Genomic DNA, 15,201 nt, shown 5'->3' on the forward strand with positions numbered 1-15,201 from the left:
TGAACGGCTGGATCGAAACGTACAACGAAACCTACCTGCACTCGGCCCTGGGCTACCAGCCGCCGAACAGGTTCGAGAAAACCTATAACCTCAGCCCGATGACTCCATATCAGGCCGCTTGACTAAAGGGGAGCAGTACAACTTTTGCCGTCAAACGTAGTTTTCGTGGGCAGAGAATTCCAAAAGCACCAACCACTTTGTACGTTGTCGGGGTTGTATCCAATGACAGGATTAGAATTTATGTTTGCACAATCCAAACTGTCCTTTCCAGAAACTGGGTTTGAGCTAATTGTGTCACAATTGCTATTCATATTGTATAATCCGCTCGCCAGTTCAACATCTACAACACCTGTATTGCCTACATAAGGGCCGCCCACATGCCAAATTAATAAACCGTGCCCGCCATATTGATCTTGCCAGAAAGAAGCAGGATTATTTGCAAAGACTTCTCCTCTGTAATTAGTTATATAAAAGTACTGATTTGAAGTGTAAGTAAGCTTATAAACAGTTCCTGTTGTCAAATAATCAGAAATGGCTTGCTGATAGAGTGGTTGCGAAATCGTTATGGGTGAAACCCAACCGACATTTACTCGGTTCAACGGGTCAACCGGAACGGGGCGACCGTCGCCAGGAAACCCTCTTTCGTAACCCATTACGGAAAAAGCTCCCAATCCCCAATTGCCAACGCCGCTCTGCCCATAGTAGTCATTTGGCCCAAAGAGAGCGTGCCCCCATTCATGGGTGCAAATCGCCATTGCTCGATTTTTTTGAGAGCTCCGAATCAAAGCCAATTTATCGGGTGCGACTATTACCGTGTCGCCGGTGCCGTTAGTGTCCTTGGTGCGATACTCCCATGAAGTAAGTCCAAGCCACGCTCCGGAATTACCGCTGTGGTTCACAACGACAAAGAAACAGGCATCGACGGTATCATCTTGGTCCCGGTCGAAATTTGCGAAGTTTATGGAATCGTCCGCCTGCCTCATAACGTCATCGAAAAACTGAAACCCGAAAGGCTCGTCGGAACCGCCTCCCAAGGGATCGGGCACAGGGTACGTCGAAGTCCAACAAGTAGTGCTGGTTCGACCGGATGCAACTGCACTCATTATGTATTTTCCAAGGGAGTTATCTTTGTAATAACGAGGAACGCTATGCTGCAAAGAAGAATCCCAAATACTATCAGCCCAAACCGGCTTAGCCGTTGTTGAAGCGGTCGTTTTGCAAGCAAAAATTGCGATCGCCTTTATGGTATCAATTCCCAGCGCAGAGGCGGTAGCGGAGGAGTTTGTCCAACAACCAGTCGTGTCGTACGATGGTTCTTGCGCAGAACCTGCTGAAAAATTTAGCAGCAACAATGCTGACAACAAAATACCCTTGCTCATCCGATAAGATAATTCCATATCTCCTCCTGTTTATGATTAATTTACTTTTTAGTCTCCTAACATTGTCGATGATTTAATGTTTCCAAATACTCGTAGGAGCAAAACCACAACATCGGCGGGCGTAAAATTTCCATCACAGGTCATTTCTCCCGCCGCAGGGGGGGCTGGATACGATTCTTCCAGAAATACCTTGTTTAGTTCCAAAACTACATCTGCCGCAGTCAATTGACTGTCCAAATTTAAGTCGCCGGAAAGCATTCGTGTAGCTAACCAAATATCGCATCCTCCAAAGCCAGGGAAATCATTGCAGGCTGAAAAGAACAGACTGTCGCCTGTTGATGTAATAAAAGGCGTTGCTGTCCGCCCACCAAGTTGTGGCCGTAGATCTATTTGCGGCCCCCATGTTGATTGTTCCCAGCAGTTCACGAAGATGCTTCCCCCGTCACTCACATACTGATGATAATAAAGCTCCTGAAGGTCAGCAGTGACTGACGGATACTGGGAGACTTCACATTGGCCTCCGCCTAAGAATTCTGGTAAAGACCAACTGCTTCCGTTCCATTCACTCACATAAAAGCCGCAGCGGCCATCCGGGTAAAGACTATCACAACAATAACTGGTGCTAAAATAAAGTTTTCTACCATCCGGGCCTATTCTTGCGGAAAATTCGACGCCTGCGGTGTTTATGGGATAATCTAAATGTTGAGCGGTACCCCAGTTGTTAGTTGAAGAATCCCAAATTGAAACCCAAATGTCCCAGTAATAACCATCCCTTGAAGCATCCACGTAATACAGTTTTTGTCCGTCCGGCGAAACGCTTGGGGAAACTTGGTAATGGATACCATAGTTAATCTGCGGTGCTAATCTTACGGCCTGCGTCCAATTGTTGTTGAGCCATTCGGAAAACCAAATATCCGCGCCGTCGGAAAAAAACAGCTTTTTCCCATCGGCGGTGAGGAAGGGGTCCAATTCGTGAGAGGCCGTATTAATCCTCGGCCCTAAGTTTACCGGTGGGCCGAAGACGGGCTGCTGGGCAATAGACAAAGAGGTAAGTGCGAGGAGGAAAAAGCTGACCGATAGTATTCCCTCGACGAGCTTCGGGACAAGTAGTTTCATTACCGCATCCGTTAGTCCTTTGTCTTGCTGGTAAGATGAAGCGGAAAAACAGATTGTCAAGCGCTTTTCTGTCCCGTCTTGCCGCTCTTATTCCCGGGTGTTATACTTCCTCTGTGAATTCCAATGGCTCTCCCGTCGACCGCTTAATAGAGGAGTTTTCCCGGCTCCCCGGCATCGGCAAAAAGACCGCCGCGCGGCTGGCTTTTCATTTGTTGAAAGCGGATGCCGAGCGGGTGCAGTTTTTGGCCGAGGCGCTCTTGGATTTGAAGGGAAAAATCCGGGCCTGCTCGCTCTGCTTCAACTACACCCACACCGACCCCTGCCCCATTTGTTCGGATGCCAAGCGAGATGCAACAACTCTCTGCGTGGTGGAAGAACCGGCCGATTTGGCGGTCATCGAAAAAAGCGGCGAGTTCCGCGGGCGCTATCACGTCTTGGGAGGTGTTTTGTCCCCCCTCGATGGCGTCGGGCCGGGGGAACTGCGCGTCAAAGAGTTGTTGCAACGGGCAAAAAGCGAGGTCAAGGAAGTTATTTTGGCCACCAACCCCTCCACCGAAGGGGAAGCCACAGCGACTTATCTGGCGCGAGAATTAAAAGCGTTGGGGGTTCGCGTCACCCGCATTGCCCGGGGCGTTCCCGTTGGCGGGGATTTGGAATTTGTCGATCAGGGAACTCTTTTGCGCGCCTTTGCCGACCGGCAGGTCGTGGATTAGATTCTTCCGCCCGTAAATTTCCGTTACAGCCCGCACCAGGAGGGGAGCCGCTCGTTGGAAAAAACGCGGAAGAGCTCCAAAACCGTATCCGCCGGGGTGAGGTCCCCGCTACAATTCAAATCCGAAAGGCAGGGGTTGCAGTTTCCCGTGTTGTCGTCAAAAACGCACACCAGATGCGCCACCACGTCGGCGGGTGAAAAGCTTCCATCCAGATTCAAATCCCCCTTCACGCCGTTTTCGCAAACGACAAAGCTATAGGCCGTTTTCTCGTTGTTGGCAGAGTCCCGGGCGCTCCAAACCACGCGCAAGCTCTCCTGCCGGTCGAAGACGGTCATCACGCCGAACTGCCCCCGCCCCGGAAAGGCGCCGTGGCTGTAGGGCCCCCCTTTGAGGGAAGGGGTCTGGTCTAACGAGGCGGAATGCATCACGGGAAAGGGCGCGCCGCCGCCGGTGGCGTAGTCGCTGTTCGTGCCGTCGTCAATCGCCAGCATATGGGCGTCGCCAGAGAGCATGCAAATATTTTTTATGCCATTGGCCTTGATGAAATCCGCTAACTCCCGCCGTTCATTCGTGTATTCGTACCAGGCATCCCCGCCGCCGGGGGAGCCAATCCAGGGGAGCGTGTTCACCCAGACGAGCAAGGGATAATTGGATTTGGAATTCAAAAGCTCCTGCTTGAACCAGGCCTTCTGCGTCGTCCCCAGCATCGTCTTGGAAGCGTCATCCACCGCAAACTCCGGGCTGCGGGCCGAGCGGGAATCGCAGACGATGAAATGCACCCGCCCCACGTCAAACGTGTAATAAATCGGTGCGTTCCCCATCCCTGCTGCCAGGGGATAGTGCGGCACGTATTCCCGGTAGGTGGCCCGGGAGGCCGAGCGGCTCGGCGAAGTGGAATCGGAATTGTTGGGGCCGAAATCGTGGTCGTCCCAAATATAGGCGAGAGCAAAATCCCGGTAAAGCCGGGATTGGTTGGGAGAGGAAAGCACGGTTTCATACGCCTGGCGGAACAAATTCGGGTCGTTCACACCAATGTTCTGGTAATGCATGTCCCCGAGATGGAGAAAGAAAAGGGGATTGAGGGAATGAATCGTGGCAAACGACTGGCTGTTCGAGCCGGTCTGGGCGCAGGAGCCCATGGCAATCGTAAACATGCCGGTGTCAGTCGGAAAGGTTTCAAACCGCCCCACAATTCCGGTGTCGAGCGTGCCGTTCACTTCCACGGCGTAGTAATATCTTTGCCTTGGGGCAAGCCCCGTCGCTTCCAAACGGACGACCCGGTTGTTTTCCGTCGTTACCGCCGTATCCCAGTTAGAATAAATGGAGGAGGAAAAATCGGGCGCAGCGCTTACCGCCAAACGGGCGATGCCGCCGTCCGGAATCAGTTTTGCCTTCACCACGGCGGAACTCGGCGTGACGGCGCCCGACCAGATAAATTCCACTTGGCTGTTGCTCGAAACCAACTCGGCATCCCAAACCAAATCGGTGCTGTTGGCCGTGGTTTGGTGCACCTCCACGGCCAGAAGGTTGGTTCCTTGGATTAGATTGCCAATGAAGCCGGAGACGTCAATCGCTTCGTATGCCCCCGCCTCGTGCGAGGAGGCAAGTGTGGAATGGACAATGGTCCCGCCCGGCATGGCCCGGCGGGCAATTTCGGTTCCGTTCAGGTAAACGACAAACCCGTCGTCGTAGTTGGCGGAAAGGGTCAGTTGGGTTATCTGTGCCGGGTCGGAATTCAGTTGAAACGAATGGCGAAAAAGGGTGGTGATGTACTTGTTGTTAGCGTCGGGACCGTAGGCCACCGTCGTGGCAACATACGCTTCCCCATATCCCAGAATTCCCGCTCCGGAGGGCCAGCCGGAATCGTCGTATCCTGTTTGGTTCCACGCACCGCTTGGATAGGCCGCATCCGCAAAATAGTTCCAGACAGAGAGTTTGGGAATCAGCGTCTCCGCCGGCAGCGTCCGTGCGAAGAGCAGAACCAAAAAAAAGAAAAACATAACGCCGGATATTTTTTGCTTCGATTTTGCCATCTTTGCAAAAAATACCGGCGCGGGTTGAATTGCGCAAGGGAAAGGGAGGATGCTCCCCCCTTCCGGTTACTTCAACAGAAGCATTTTTTTTACTTCCGAACGCCCTTTGCTCTCGAGGCGGTAAAAATAAACGCCGCTGGAAAGCGCCTTTCCGTTGTCATCCCGTCCATCCCAAACAACCGAATGCCGCCCGGCGCTCTGTTCCTCCTCGGCCCAAGTCCGCACCGGCTGTCCCAGCAGGTTGAAAATTTGCAGCCGGACCGGGGAGCTTTGGGGCAGAATATAGGAAATGGTGGTCTGGGGGTTGAAGGGGTTCGGGTAATTCCGCAGTTCAAAATCCATCGGTTTTTGGTCGGCTTGTTCCTCTACTGCCGTCGCAACGCCGGATAGAGAGATGTCGTCCACTATCATAACCGAACCGTTGTGGTAATCCGCGCCGTTGGGGCCGACCATCGTTATGGTGATAAAGGCGGTATCCGGAACGTCGCTGGAAAAATAGGTCATATTCACCACGAATTCCTGATAGGACAAAACGACGTTGGAATCCACAAAGCCGCCGGCGGCGACGGGATTGGAGGCCTTGCTGAACACGACATCCACGATGAATTTATCCCCCGAGTCGGGATTCATTTTGTAAAAGCCGCGCACGGAGGCCCAGCGCTCATTTATCGGAATCCCCGGCTCCCCCGCCGTCGCGGCGATGAGGTAGGGTTGGATGGCGAAACCGAAAAAATCGGCGACAGTTCCATGGGCCGCCCAGTTTCCGGAATGCGCGTCGGAACTTTGCGTGACGTTATAGAAAGGGTCGGCATTGGAAGTCAGCCAGCCCTCCGGGTCCCCCGCCGTCCACTGTTCAAAGCCGGCATTTGGGATGGAATCCTGCGCGGCCGAAATCAGCGGCAGCAGAAAGACAAGAAGAAAAGCGGCCAAAAACATTTGCAAACGTTTCATCCCACCCTCCTTATTTACAGATTGTCCGAAACGGTCAAAAACCCTGTTCATGATGAGTCGGAACATATAGCATCCCCCCCCCAAAGCAAGCCCCTTTTTTGGCGTAAAAGCTCCCCGGGTAGGATTCGAACCTACAACCTAGCGGTTAACAGCCGCTCACTCTACCGTTGAGTTACCGGGGAATGAATTTTCGATCAATATAGAGGGGAATTCGGCTTTGTCAACTTTTTAGATTCGGGCCAAAAAGGGGAGCTTTTTGCGGCCGGGGTGCGTTGGAATTTATTCAGCAAAAAAGAAGAACCCCGCCCGGTGTCGCCACACACCGGGCGGGGAGGAGGCGTAAGACGTTGAAAAGGAGGTAGAGTTTTTATCCTCTCACTCTCGAGACGTTTATTTATCAAAGGCCGTGCCAATTTCAAAAAATCCCCGCCAACCGGTCTGAATTCCCGCCCGAATCCCGGCCTAACTTTTTTCAAACAAACGACTTAAGATTTTTTTCATTCCCCAAATTCGCTACCGGAGATAATTTGGGCCCGCCGGACGGGGCTTTAAAATTGGTGAATATTGGATGAAGTGTAATCTAATTTTCCCTATGAAAAATCAAATTTTTTGCTAACGACTTGCTTTCAAACAACTTGCACTACCGGCGAAAAATTGCCGGTTGATTAAATAAATTTTGGGCCGGAGGTACAAACAACCGCCGCAACAAAAAAGCGAAAAAACAAAAAAATTTCTTGACAAGTTTTTGCTAAGTCGTTTTAATATCGCCGGATGGAAGAAGTTGACAAAAAAACGGGGCTTTTAAAGCCGGGCCGGTCTTCCCAAAGTTTCATTTTTCTCGTCTGATCCAGATAACCCTAAAATTAAGGAGGTGATTCTTCGGATGAAGAAAATGAAAAAGACCAAAAAGGCCAAAAAGAAAGGAAAGAAGTAAGGCCTAAAATCCCCCGGGTGTGAGCGTACCGCCCGGGTGGATGATGCACTTCAATCCCGCCCCCGAAGTTTCAGGGCGGGATTTTTTTTGGGCAAAATCGCACCTGAAGAATAGGAATTGGGGATTTGCGGCCCTTGCCCAATATGGCAGGATTCGTTCGGGCTTGACAATTCCTGAACGCCGGACTTTTTTGCCACCGCGTGCGGAAATTGACCTACGATTACAGGGATATTTTTTTCGCCCCCCGCTTTGCCCTTTCCGGCAAGAAAATACGAATCGCCTTTTGGGGGATTCTGGCCGGCTACGCGGGCTACTTCGTTCTGGCCTACTTGAATCAATGGATGCAGGGGCAGTCCTTTGCCCAAACCTGGAACGATTACTCCCTGTTTCCATATTTTGATATGGAGGCGGGCGGGCTTTTGGGCGGCATGCTGGCGATTCTGCTGTTTGCCTGGCTCGGCTTCTCGTACCTCACCGCCTCGTTCGTTTCCGCCAAGCTGAACTACGAGGAACTGCACGGCAACCCGTTTTTTTCCGCGAAGGACGCCCTCCAGTATCTTTTCGAACACAAACGCAAACTTTATCTGCCGCCGTTTTTCATCTTTCTTTTTTCACTTTTGGTTCTGATCATGCTTTTGGTGCCCATCCTACTCGGCCGACTCCCCGGGGTGGGAGAGCTGGGGCTTTCGGTTTTCTTCCTTTTTCCGCTTATGATTTTCGCCGGCGTTCTGGTCTTCGTCTGGGGCGTTTTGACCGTCGGGATTTTCTTCGGCCCGACCATCGCCGCCGTGGAGCCCGGGGATACCTTCGAGGTGGTCTTCAATCTCTTCAACTCCATCTGGCGGCAGCCCTGGCGCTTCGCGGGGTACAACGCCATCGGTCTTGGATTGGCCAAGCTGGGGAGTTTGGCTCTGGCCTATTTTTTTCTCCTCTCCGTTGGACTCTTTGACTATCTCGCCTCCGAGATCGTCGGCTACAAGTGGGATTATCTTTTGGAAACCGCCCTCAATTATTTCCGGCCGGACACCCCCTTCGTGATTTTTGCCACCTCCATTTCCCCTTGGAGCGATGCGGTCATCAATTTGCCGGTTTCGGAGGGGGCGCCGGATATCGGCCAACTGGGCCAAGTTTCCTCCTTTATTTTAGGGCTTTCGTTCTTCGTTCTGCTTTTGTTTTCGCTCGCGTACGGTTTGGCGGTGGTTTTCGGCACGCAGGTTTTGGCCTATCTGGCCGTGCGCAAAAAGGAGGGAGCGGATTTGTTGACCGTTCCCTCCATTGAAGCGGAAGCCGTCCCGGTTGTCGAGCCGCAGTAGCCCGGGCGGTTTTTGGGCTTGCATTGATACCCCGATATTTCTATCATAGCTTATCGGCATGCTTAAAGACTACGACGCCGTGGTGACCCAAGCCAAAAAACTGCCCGGGCGGATGTTTTTCCTTGAATTTGCCGTCCCCGAGCTGGCAAAAAAATGCGCCCCGGGGGAGTTCGTAATGATTCAAGTCGAGCCGGGCACAGACCCTTTTCTGCGGCGGGCTTTTTCGGTCTTTTACGCCGACCCCAAAAAGGGGAAATTGACGATACTCGGCAAAAGCTACGGCTTCGGCACCACGCTTTTGCGGGAGAAAAGAATTGGAGACCGCTTAAAAATGGTCGGGCCGCTCGGCAACCGTTTCGGACGGGCCAAAAAGAAGGAGCGGACCCTTCTGGTTGCCGGTGGAGTCGGCCTGGCTCCGCTTTATTTTTATGAGCAGGATTTGTCGAAAAATATGCGTCGGGATGCCCAGCTCTTTTTGGGGACGCGGTCAAAAGATGAGGCGCTGGCCTTGAAAAAACTGATGCCTTCTGCGACCAATCTTCAATTCGCCACCGATGACGGCTCCTACGGCTACCGGGGGCGCGTCACGGATTTGTTGGAAAAGTGGCTAGAGAAGAATGGAAATGGGAGCCCGGTTCGGATTCTTTCCTGCGGGCCGGATGGGATGATGGCCAAGACGGTGGAAATCGCCAAAAAATTCGGTCTGCCCATTGAGGTGTCCTTGGAGACGGCGATGGCCTGCGGGTACGGCATCTGCATCGGCTGCGCGGTCAAGTCCGTCCCGGACGAAAAAATGGAATCGGAATTTCCCAGAACTTCGGACGGCTTCATCTACCAGCGGGCCTGCATCGACGGGCCGGTTTTCAACGGGCGCCAACTCGTGTGGGAGGCGGATTGAAACCGGATTTGAAAATCCACTTCGCCGGGATTGAATTCGCCAACCCGGTCTTGGTGGCGTCCGGCACCTTCAACTACGGCGAGGAGATGGCGAGTTTTTATCCCCTTTCGCAACTTGGCGGGATCGTCACGAAGTCGATTACCAAAAAAGCCCGGCCGGGGCATCCCTATCCCCGGACGTTCGAGACCAAAGGGGGAATGCTGAATGCCATCGGACTGGCGAATCCGGGGATCGATAAATTTTTGTCCAAAAAGATGCCTTTTCTGCGGAAGGCCGGCTCCCGGCTCGTTGTGAACATCGCCGGTTCCATTATCGAGGAGTTCGTTGAATTGGCCGTGCGGCTCTCGGATGTCGATGGAATCGATGCCCTTGAGGTGAACATCTCCTGTCCGAACGTCAAGGAAGGGGGGCTGGAGTTTTCCGCCACGCCCGAGCCGGCCTTCCGGGTGCTTTCCGCCGTGCGGAAGGCGACCCGGCTGCCGCTCATCGCCAAGCTTTCGCCGAACACCGCAGATGTCGGTGCCGTTGCCCGGGCGGCGGAGGAGGCCGGCATGGACGGCGTATCGCTTGTCAACACGCTGGTGGGGATGGCTGTTGACTTGAAAAAGAGGAAGCCGATTTTGTCCAACGTCACCGGCGGGCTTTCCGGCCCGGCCATCAAGCCGGTGGCTTTGGCGATGGTGCATAAGGTCGCCCGGCGGGTGAAAATTCCAGTGATGGCGATTGGCGGAGTCTCGAGCGCCACGGATGCTCTGGAATTTATGGTTTGCGGGGCCTCGCTGGTGCAGGTGGGCACGGCGAACTTCACCGATCCTTTGGCTGCGCCTAAAGTGGTGGAAGGAATCGAAAATTATCTGAAAGAGCAGAAAATAGCCGCTGTTAAAAATCTGGTCGGAACGCTGCGTGTTCCGGCCGAAAAAGAAGCGGCGACCGTTCAAGCGCCCAAATTAGATGAGCTTCGAGCCCAAACTTAAAGCGGCTTGCTCGGGCTCCGGCCATCTCTGTTTGGGACTGGACACGGAGCTGGAGAAGCTTCCCGTTCCGTTCGCCAAGTCGCCCGATTCGATTTTGAAGTTCAATCTGGAGATGGTTGAACTTTCCGCCAATTATGTTTCCGCTTACAAGCCGAATCTGGGGTTTTATGAGGCCTTGGGGAGTTTGGGCTGGGAAATCCTGAAGAAGACCTGCGCGGCGATTCCGAAGGGTAAAATCATCATCCTTGACGGCAAGCGGGGGGATATCGGCAACACGGCGCGGATGTATGCGCGGGCCATGTTCGACGAGCTGGGGGGGGATGCCTTGACGGTGAACCCGTATTTAGGTTCCGATTCGCTTTTACCCTTCATTGAAAACCCGGAAAAGGGCATTTATCTGCTTTGCTTGACTTCCAACGCCGGGGCTTCCGATTTTCAACTGTTTCCGCCTGCCGACCCGCTTTATCTGCGGGTGGCGCGGCGGGCTTCCGACTGGAACAAAAACAAAAACATCGGATTGGTGGTCGGGGCCACCCATCCGCAGCAGCTGGCTGCCGTTCGGGAAGCGGCTCCGGCGCTTCCCTTTTTGATTCCCGGCGTGGGGGCACAGGGGGGGAGTTTGGCCGAGGCCGTGCGCTACGGAACGGATGCTGGAAAAATTCCATCGCTTATCAACGTCTCCCGTTCAGTTTTGTATGCTTCGTCCGGCCCCGACTACAAGGAAAAGGCGGAGGCGGAACTGAAAAAAATGAAAGCGGAAATCGATTCGCTCCTTTCCGTTTGGGTTTAGCCATGCTTTTACCCACTCTGCGCCAAATGGCAGCGATTGACCGGGAAGGGATTGAAAATTTTAAAATTCCGGTCGTTGATTTGATGGAGAAAGCGGGCGCGGGGGTGGCCGCTTCGGCCGCGGATTTTTTGGGGAAGCCCGCCGGGAAAAAGGTTGCAATCTTGTGCGGCAAGGGGAACAACGGCGGGGATGGGCTGGTTTGCGGGCGGCTCTTGCTTGCGCAAAAGGCCAAAGTGAAAGTGTTTCTTCTGGCCAAGAAGATGGAGGTAAAGGGGGCGAGCGCGGCCAATCTGAAAAAATACCGCGGGCCGCTCTCGGAATGGGACGGCAGCGCCAAACCCGTTTTGCAGTTCCGGCCGGATTTAATTATCGACGCGTTGTTTGGCACGGGCTTCACCGGAGAACTGCCGCCGAAAGTTGCCGAGCTGGTCAGTGTTGTCAACCAACAAAAGCTTCCTGTAATCGCCGTGGATGTGCCCTCTGGCTTCGACGCCGATGCGGAGCGTCCGCTTTTGGATGTTTTTGCCGCTGCCCGGACGGTCACCTTCGCCTATCCCAAAGCGGCGCAAGTTTTCTATCCCGGGCGGGAATTTGTTGGACAACTGCAACTGGTGGATATTGGCATACCGGCTGAAGCGGTTGCGCAAAAAGTAGAGCTGAATTTGGTCACGCCCTGGGAAGCGGCGGGCTGGCTTCCGGCCCGCAACCCGCAGGGGCACAAGGGGACTTTCGGCCGGGTTTTTCTTCTGGCCGGGTCGCTGGGGATGACCGGCGCGGCGGCGATGGCGGCGGAGGCGGTTTTGCGCTCCGGCGCCGGGATGGTCTTTTTGGGAACGGCGGCCTCCCTATGCACGGCGATTGCCGCGCAACTGCGGGAAGTGGTGATAAAACCGCTGCCGGAAATAAGAAAAAAACTGACGATAGCGTTGCGTTCGCTCGGAGAAGTCCGTCAATATGCCAACGAGGCTGACGTCGTTGCCGTCGGGCCGGGATTGGGGCAGCATTTTGAAACGATGGAGTTGGTGCAGCGGTTTACGGCCGATTTGGAAAAGCCGTTGGTCATCGACGCCGACGGGTTGAACGCCGTCGCCAAAAAGCCGGAGGTGTTGAAGGAGCGTAAATTTCCGACCGTTTTGACGCCGCATATGGGAGAGCTTTCACGCCTGCTAAAAATACCCGCCGAGGAGATACAGTCCGACCGGGTTGGCGCCACCAAGCGGGGAGCGGTGGAATTGAATTCCATTTTGCTTTTGAAAGGAGCGCCGACGATAATCGCTACTCCCGCCGGAGAGGTATGGATTTCCCCCACCGGTAATTCGGGAATGGCGACGGCCGGCTCCGGAGATGTTTTGACCGGGCTTTTGGCCGGGCTTTTGGCACAGGGAATGGAACCGTTAAAAGCGGCCTCGGCGGCGGCTTTTCTACACGGCCGGGCGGGAGATATTGCCAACGAGATGTTGGGAGAACGAAGCATGATTGCGGGGGATATTCTTTCGGCCCTGCCTGAGGCGTTTCGCCAATTGCATGGATTTCCCGTCCAACCAGCTTTAGGCGTTCCCGTCCGTTTGTGGTAGCCGGGCGTAAAAGTAAAGAATGATTAAACGGGCCCTTCTGTTCGTTCTTATGTTTTCGGCGGCCGCTTGGGCCAAGGGGCGCTTTCGGCCGGGGGACTGGGTCACGTACGGAAATTTCCGCTATGTCACCTCCGTGGCGGTCGGCTTTTCCCACGTTTATTTCGGCACCACGGAGGGGGTGTTGCGTTATGACCGAAACCGGCAGCTTTTCGAAGCGCCTTTGACCAAAGCGGACGGACTGCCGGACAACTACATCCGGCAGCTGGCCTATGACCAACTGACCGACCAGGTGTACGCCGCCACCCAGCAGGGGGCGGCCTATTTTTTGCCGGCCTTCGGGGAATGGTATTTGTCCACCTTTCCGGACAGCCTGGGGAACCACAGCCGTTCCAAGCTCCCCTTTCTTTTGCCGCGCGACATCGGGCTGCGCTATTTGGGGGACGGGCAGGTCTCCGACAACAACTTCCGCCGCTTCCGCTTTACCGACTGGCAGGAGGACGGGTTCAACAATTTGTGGATTGGGAGCTGGGGGTTGGGACCTTTCGTGGCGGATTTGCGCACCGGCAATCTGGAGCGACTCCCGTACGGCCTTCTGACCTCGCGAGTCGGTTCCCTGCTAATTGGCAACAACGAGATCTGGTTTGCCTGCCTGCGAAAGGGAGCGGATGGCGGCGGGCTTGTGCAATGGAATTCCAAGGAGGAGAAGTGGACATATTTTGAGGCCGGACTGGCCGCCAATTTTCCCCCGGACGACATCCGGGCCATTGCCGGGAACAAAAACTTTGTTTTCCTGGGGACGGAGGAGGGGATCCTCCGCTACGAGCGGAAGACGGGGTATTTCCGCCCCGCCGGGCGGCGGGGGGGGCTGCGCGGGGAGTCGGTGCTTGCGCTTTTGGCCACGGAAACGGGGCTTTTTGCCGGCACCCGCTTTGGCGTGTATGCCGTCGATATCAAAACCGATTCGGTGTGGAATCTGACCACGCCGGCAATATCGGGCGCGGTCATCAATGATTTAAAGATGGCGGGCGGATATCTGTGGGCCGCCACGAACCGGGGGCTTTACCGTCTGGCGGCGGGGGAGAAAAACTGGAAGCGCTTTTCCGACCCGGAGCAAATCACCCCCTCCACCATCCGGGCCTTGGCGGTCTCCGGGGAATACCTGTGGGCGGGGGGGATTCGGGGGTTGGCAAAGATTAACACCACCAGCGATTCCACCGAAGGGTGGCGCTCGCCGGCGGGGGAGGCGGATCTGGACGTGTACGCGCTCGGTGCCAACGGCAAGTATGTTTGGGCCGCGGTGCGCTCCGGCGTGTACCAGTTTGACTTTGCCAACCGGGAGTGGGAGTTTCTATCCGAACTGGACGGGCTGGCCTCCAACGAGATTTATCAGATTCAGGCGGACGGCGACCACGTCTGGTTTGCCACCTCCGACGGGGCAAGCCGCTTTTTCTGGAACGCGCCGCACTTGCGGAAATAGATGCTTTCCGAGTTCGGGTTAATTGAAAAATTCAAGCGAATTTTGAAAACGGGCCACCGGCGAGTCCGCTTGGGGGCCGGCGACGATGCGGCCGTTCTTTCTTTTGGAAAAGAGAATCTGCTTTTCACCTGCGACGGGGTGGTGGAGAACGTTCATTTCGACCTGCAATACTTTTCCGTCTTTGACGTCGGCTGGCGGCTGGCCTGCGGCAATCTCTCCGACATCGCCGCCATGGGAGGAAAACCGCTGGCGGCTGTCATCACCCTGGGGGTGCGAAAGGGGCTTTCCGAAAAAAGCATTTTTGAAACGTATAAAGGGATTTCGACTTTGCTGTCAAAATACGGCGGCTCGATCGTCGGCGGGGACATCGTTCGTTCCGGGGAATTTTTTATGGATATGGCGATGGTGGGAATTGCCGGCAGGCGGTTTTTCACCCGTTCCGGCGCCGAACCGGGGCAATTGGTCGTCGTAACCGGCGAGCTGGGGCGATCGCTTTTAGGATTTAAGTTGCTTTCAAAATCGAAGAAACGAAGTTTGTCCGCATTAACAGAAAAACATTTGCGGCCCAATCCGCGGCTTTTGGAGTCCGGCTTTCTTGCCTCTCGAATCAAAGTCGGCGGAATGATTGACATCTCGGACGGGCTGTCCTCCGAACTGCACCATCTGCGGGAAGCGAGCGGGGTGGGGTTCGTCATCGAGGAAGAGAAGCTCCCCCTGCATCCGGCTTTGGTTAAAGAAGCACGAGAACTCGATTTGTCGGCCACCGAATTGGCTTTGAGCTCCGGGGAGGAATACGAACTTTTGTTCACCTGTCCCGCTTCGGAAGAAAAAAAACTTTTGGCCTACAATCGCGGGCATCGGAAGGTTCCGTTTACCGTAATCGGGTGGACGGTGAAGGGGCCGAAGAAGGTTTCTATGAAAGAACGGGGCGGAAAAATTATTGAAATTATTCCGACCGGTTTTCGGCATTTTTGAATCCACCTTCTTGAAGGGGCAGTTCAAGTTCTTGTTTCCCATTAAGTTAAAAAACCTCTTGACATATAGGGGGG

The 15,201-nt window shown here is 54.4% G+C and carries 11 protein-coding genes, 1 tRNA gene and 1 pseudogene; 8 read left to right on the forward strand and 5 right to left on the reverse strand.

Annotation, left to right across the window (positions count from 1 at the left end):
• Positions 1 to 122: 122 nt before the first annotated feature.
• Together VNL73_05750 and VNL73_05755 are read right to left on the reverse strand one after the other, a co-directional pair.
• The gene (locus tag VNL73_05750; GenBank protein ID HXF48912.1) at positions 123 to 1,397 is read right to left on the reverse strand and encodes a hypothetical protein; all 1,275 of its coding nucleotides are present in this window, start codon (positions 1,395 to 1,397) and stop codon (positions 123 to 125) included.
• Between the two features lie 30 nt (positions 1,398 to 1,427).
• Complete coding sequence (locus VNL73_05755) at positions 1,428 to 2,495, reverse strand: hypothetical protein (protein ID HXF48913.1); 1,068 nt, start codon at positions 2,493 to 2,495, stop codon at positions 1,428 to 1,430.
• A 113-nt stretch (positions 2,496 to 2,608) separates the two neighbouring features.
• Here VNL73_05755 and recR point away from each other — a divergent pair, with 113 nt between their 5' ends.
• On the forward strand, positions 2,609 to 3,208 hold the full coding sequence (gene recR, locus VNL73_05760) for a recombination mediator RecR (GenBank protein ID HXF48914.1): 600 nt from the start codon (positions 2,609 to 2,611) through the stop codon (positions 3,206 to 3,208).
• A 23-nt stretch (positions 3,209 to 3,231) separates the two neighbouring features.
• Here recR and VNL73_05765 read toward each other — a convergent pair whose 3' ends face one another.
• The 3 genes from VNL73_05765 to VNL73_05775 form a co-directional block, all read right to left on the reverse strand.
• A complete protein-coding gene (locus tag VNL73_05765; protein ID HXF48915.1) occupies positions 3,232 to 5,208 on the reverse strand; it encodes an alkaline phosphatase D family protein in 1,977 nt (658 codons plus the stop codon).
• Between the two features lie 99 nt (positions 5,209 to 5,307).
• Entirely contained in the window at positions 5,308 to 6,192 is an 885-nt protein-coding gene (locus VNL73_05770; GenBank protein ID HXF48916.1) for a T9SS type A sorting domain-containing protein, read from the reverse strand.
• Positions 6,193 to 6,302: 110 nt separating this feature from the next.
• Positions 6,303 to 6,374, reverse strand: a tRNA-Asn gene (locus VNL73_05775).
• Positions 6,375 to 7,326: 952 nt separating this feature from the next.
• Between VNL73_05775 and VNL73_05780 the strand changes: the two genes are divergently transcribed.
• The 7 genes and pseudogenes from VNL73_05780 to thiL all read left to right on the forward strand — a co-directional run bounded on the left by VNL73_05780 (position 7,327) and on the right by thiL (position 15,127).
• Positions 7,327 to 8,439 (forward strand): hypothetical protein, encoded by a 1,113-nt coding sequence (locus VNL73_05780; protein ID HXF48917.1) that lies wholly within the window; start codon positions 7,327 to 7,329, stop codon positions 8,437 to 8,439.
• Between the two features lie 58 nt (positions 8,440 to 8,497).
• Positions 8,498 to 9,337, forward strand: coding sequence for a dihydroorotate dehydrogenase electron transfer subunit (locus tag VNL73_05785; GenBank protein HXF48918.1), 840 nt, complete (start codon positions 8,498 to 8,500; stop codon positions 9,335 to 9,337).
• Positions 9,334 to 10,245, forward strand: a pseudogene (locus tag VNL73_05790) (dihydroorotate dehydrogenase). The gene VNL73_05785 and the pseudogene VNL73_05790 overlap by 4 nt, the downstream one beginning before the upstream one ends.
• A 43-nt stretch (positions 10,246 to 10,288) precedes the next feature.
• Positions 10,289 to 11,101, forward strand: coding sequence for an orotidine-5'-phosphate decarboxylase (pyrF, locus tag VNL73_05795; protein HXF48919.1), 813 nt, complete (start codon positions 10,289 to 10,291; stop codon positions 11,099 to 11,101).
• A gap of 2 nt (positions 11,102 to 11,103) precedes the next feature.
• On the forward strand, positions 11,104 to 12,675 hold the full coding sequence (locus VNL73_05800) for an NAD(P)H-hydrate dehydratase (protein ID HXF48920.1): 1,572 nt from the start codon (positions 11,104 to 11,106) through the stop codon (positions 12,673 to 12,675).
• A 19-nt stretch (positions 12,676 to 12,694) separates the two neighbouring features.
• Positions 12,695 to 14,152, forward strand: a complete 1,458-nt coding sequence (locus tag VNL73_05805; protein HXF48921.1) for a hypothetical protein — start codon at positions 12,695 to 12,697, stop codon at positions 14,150 to 14,152.
• Positions 14,153 to 15,127, forward strand: coding sequence for a thiamine-phosphate kinase (gene thiL / locus VNL73_05810; GenBank protein HXF48922.1), 975 nt, complete (start codon positions 14,153 to 14,155; stop codon positions 15,125 to 15,127). It abuts the gene before it with no gap.
• Positions 15,128 to 15,201: the final 74 nt, after the last annotated feature.

It is taken from the genome of Verrucomicrobiia bacterium (assembly GCA_035574275.1).
Taxonomy (GTDB): Bacteria; Zixibacteria; MSB-5A5; order DSPP01; family DSPP01; genus DSPP01.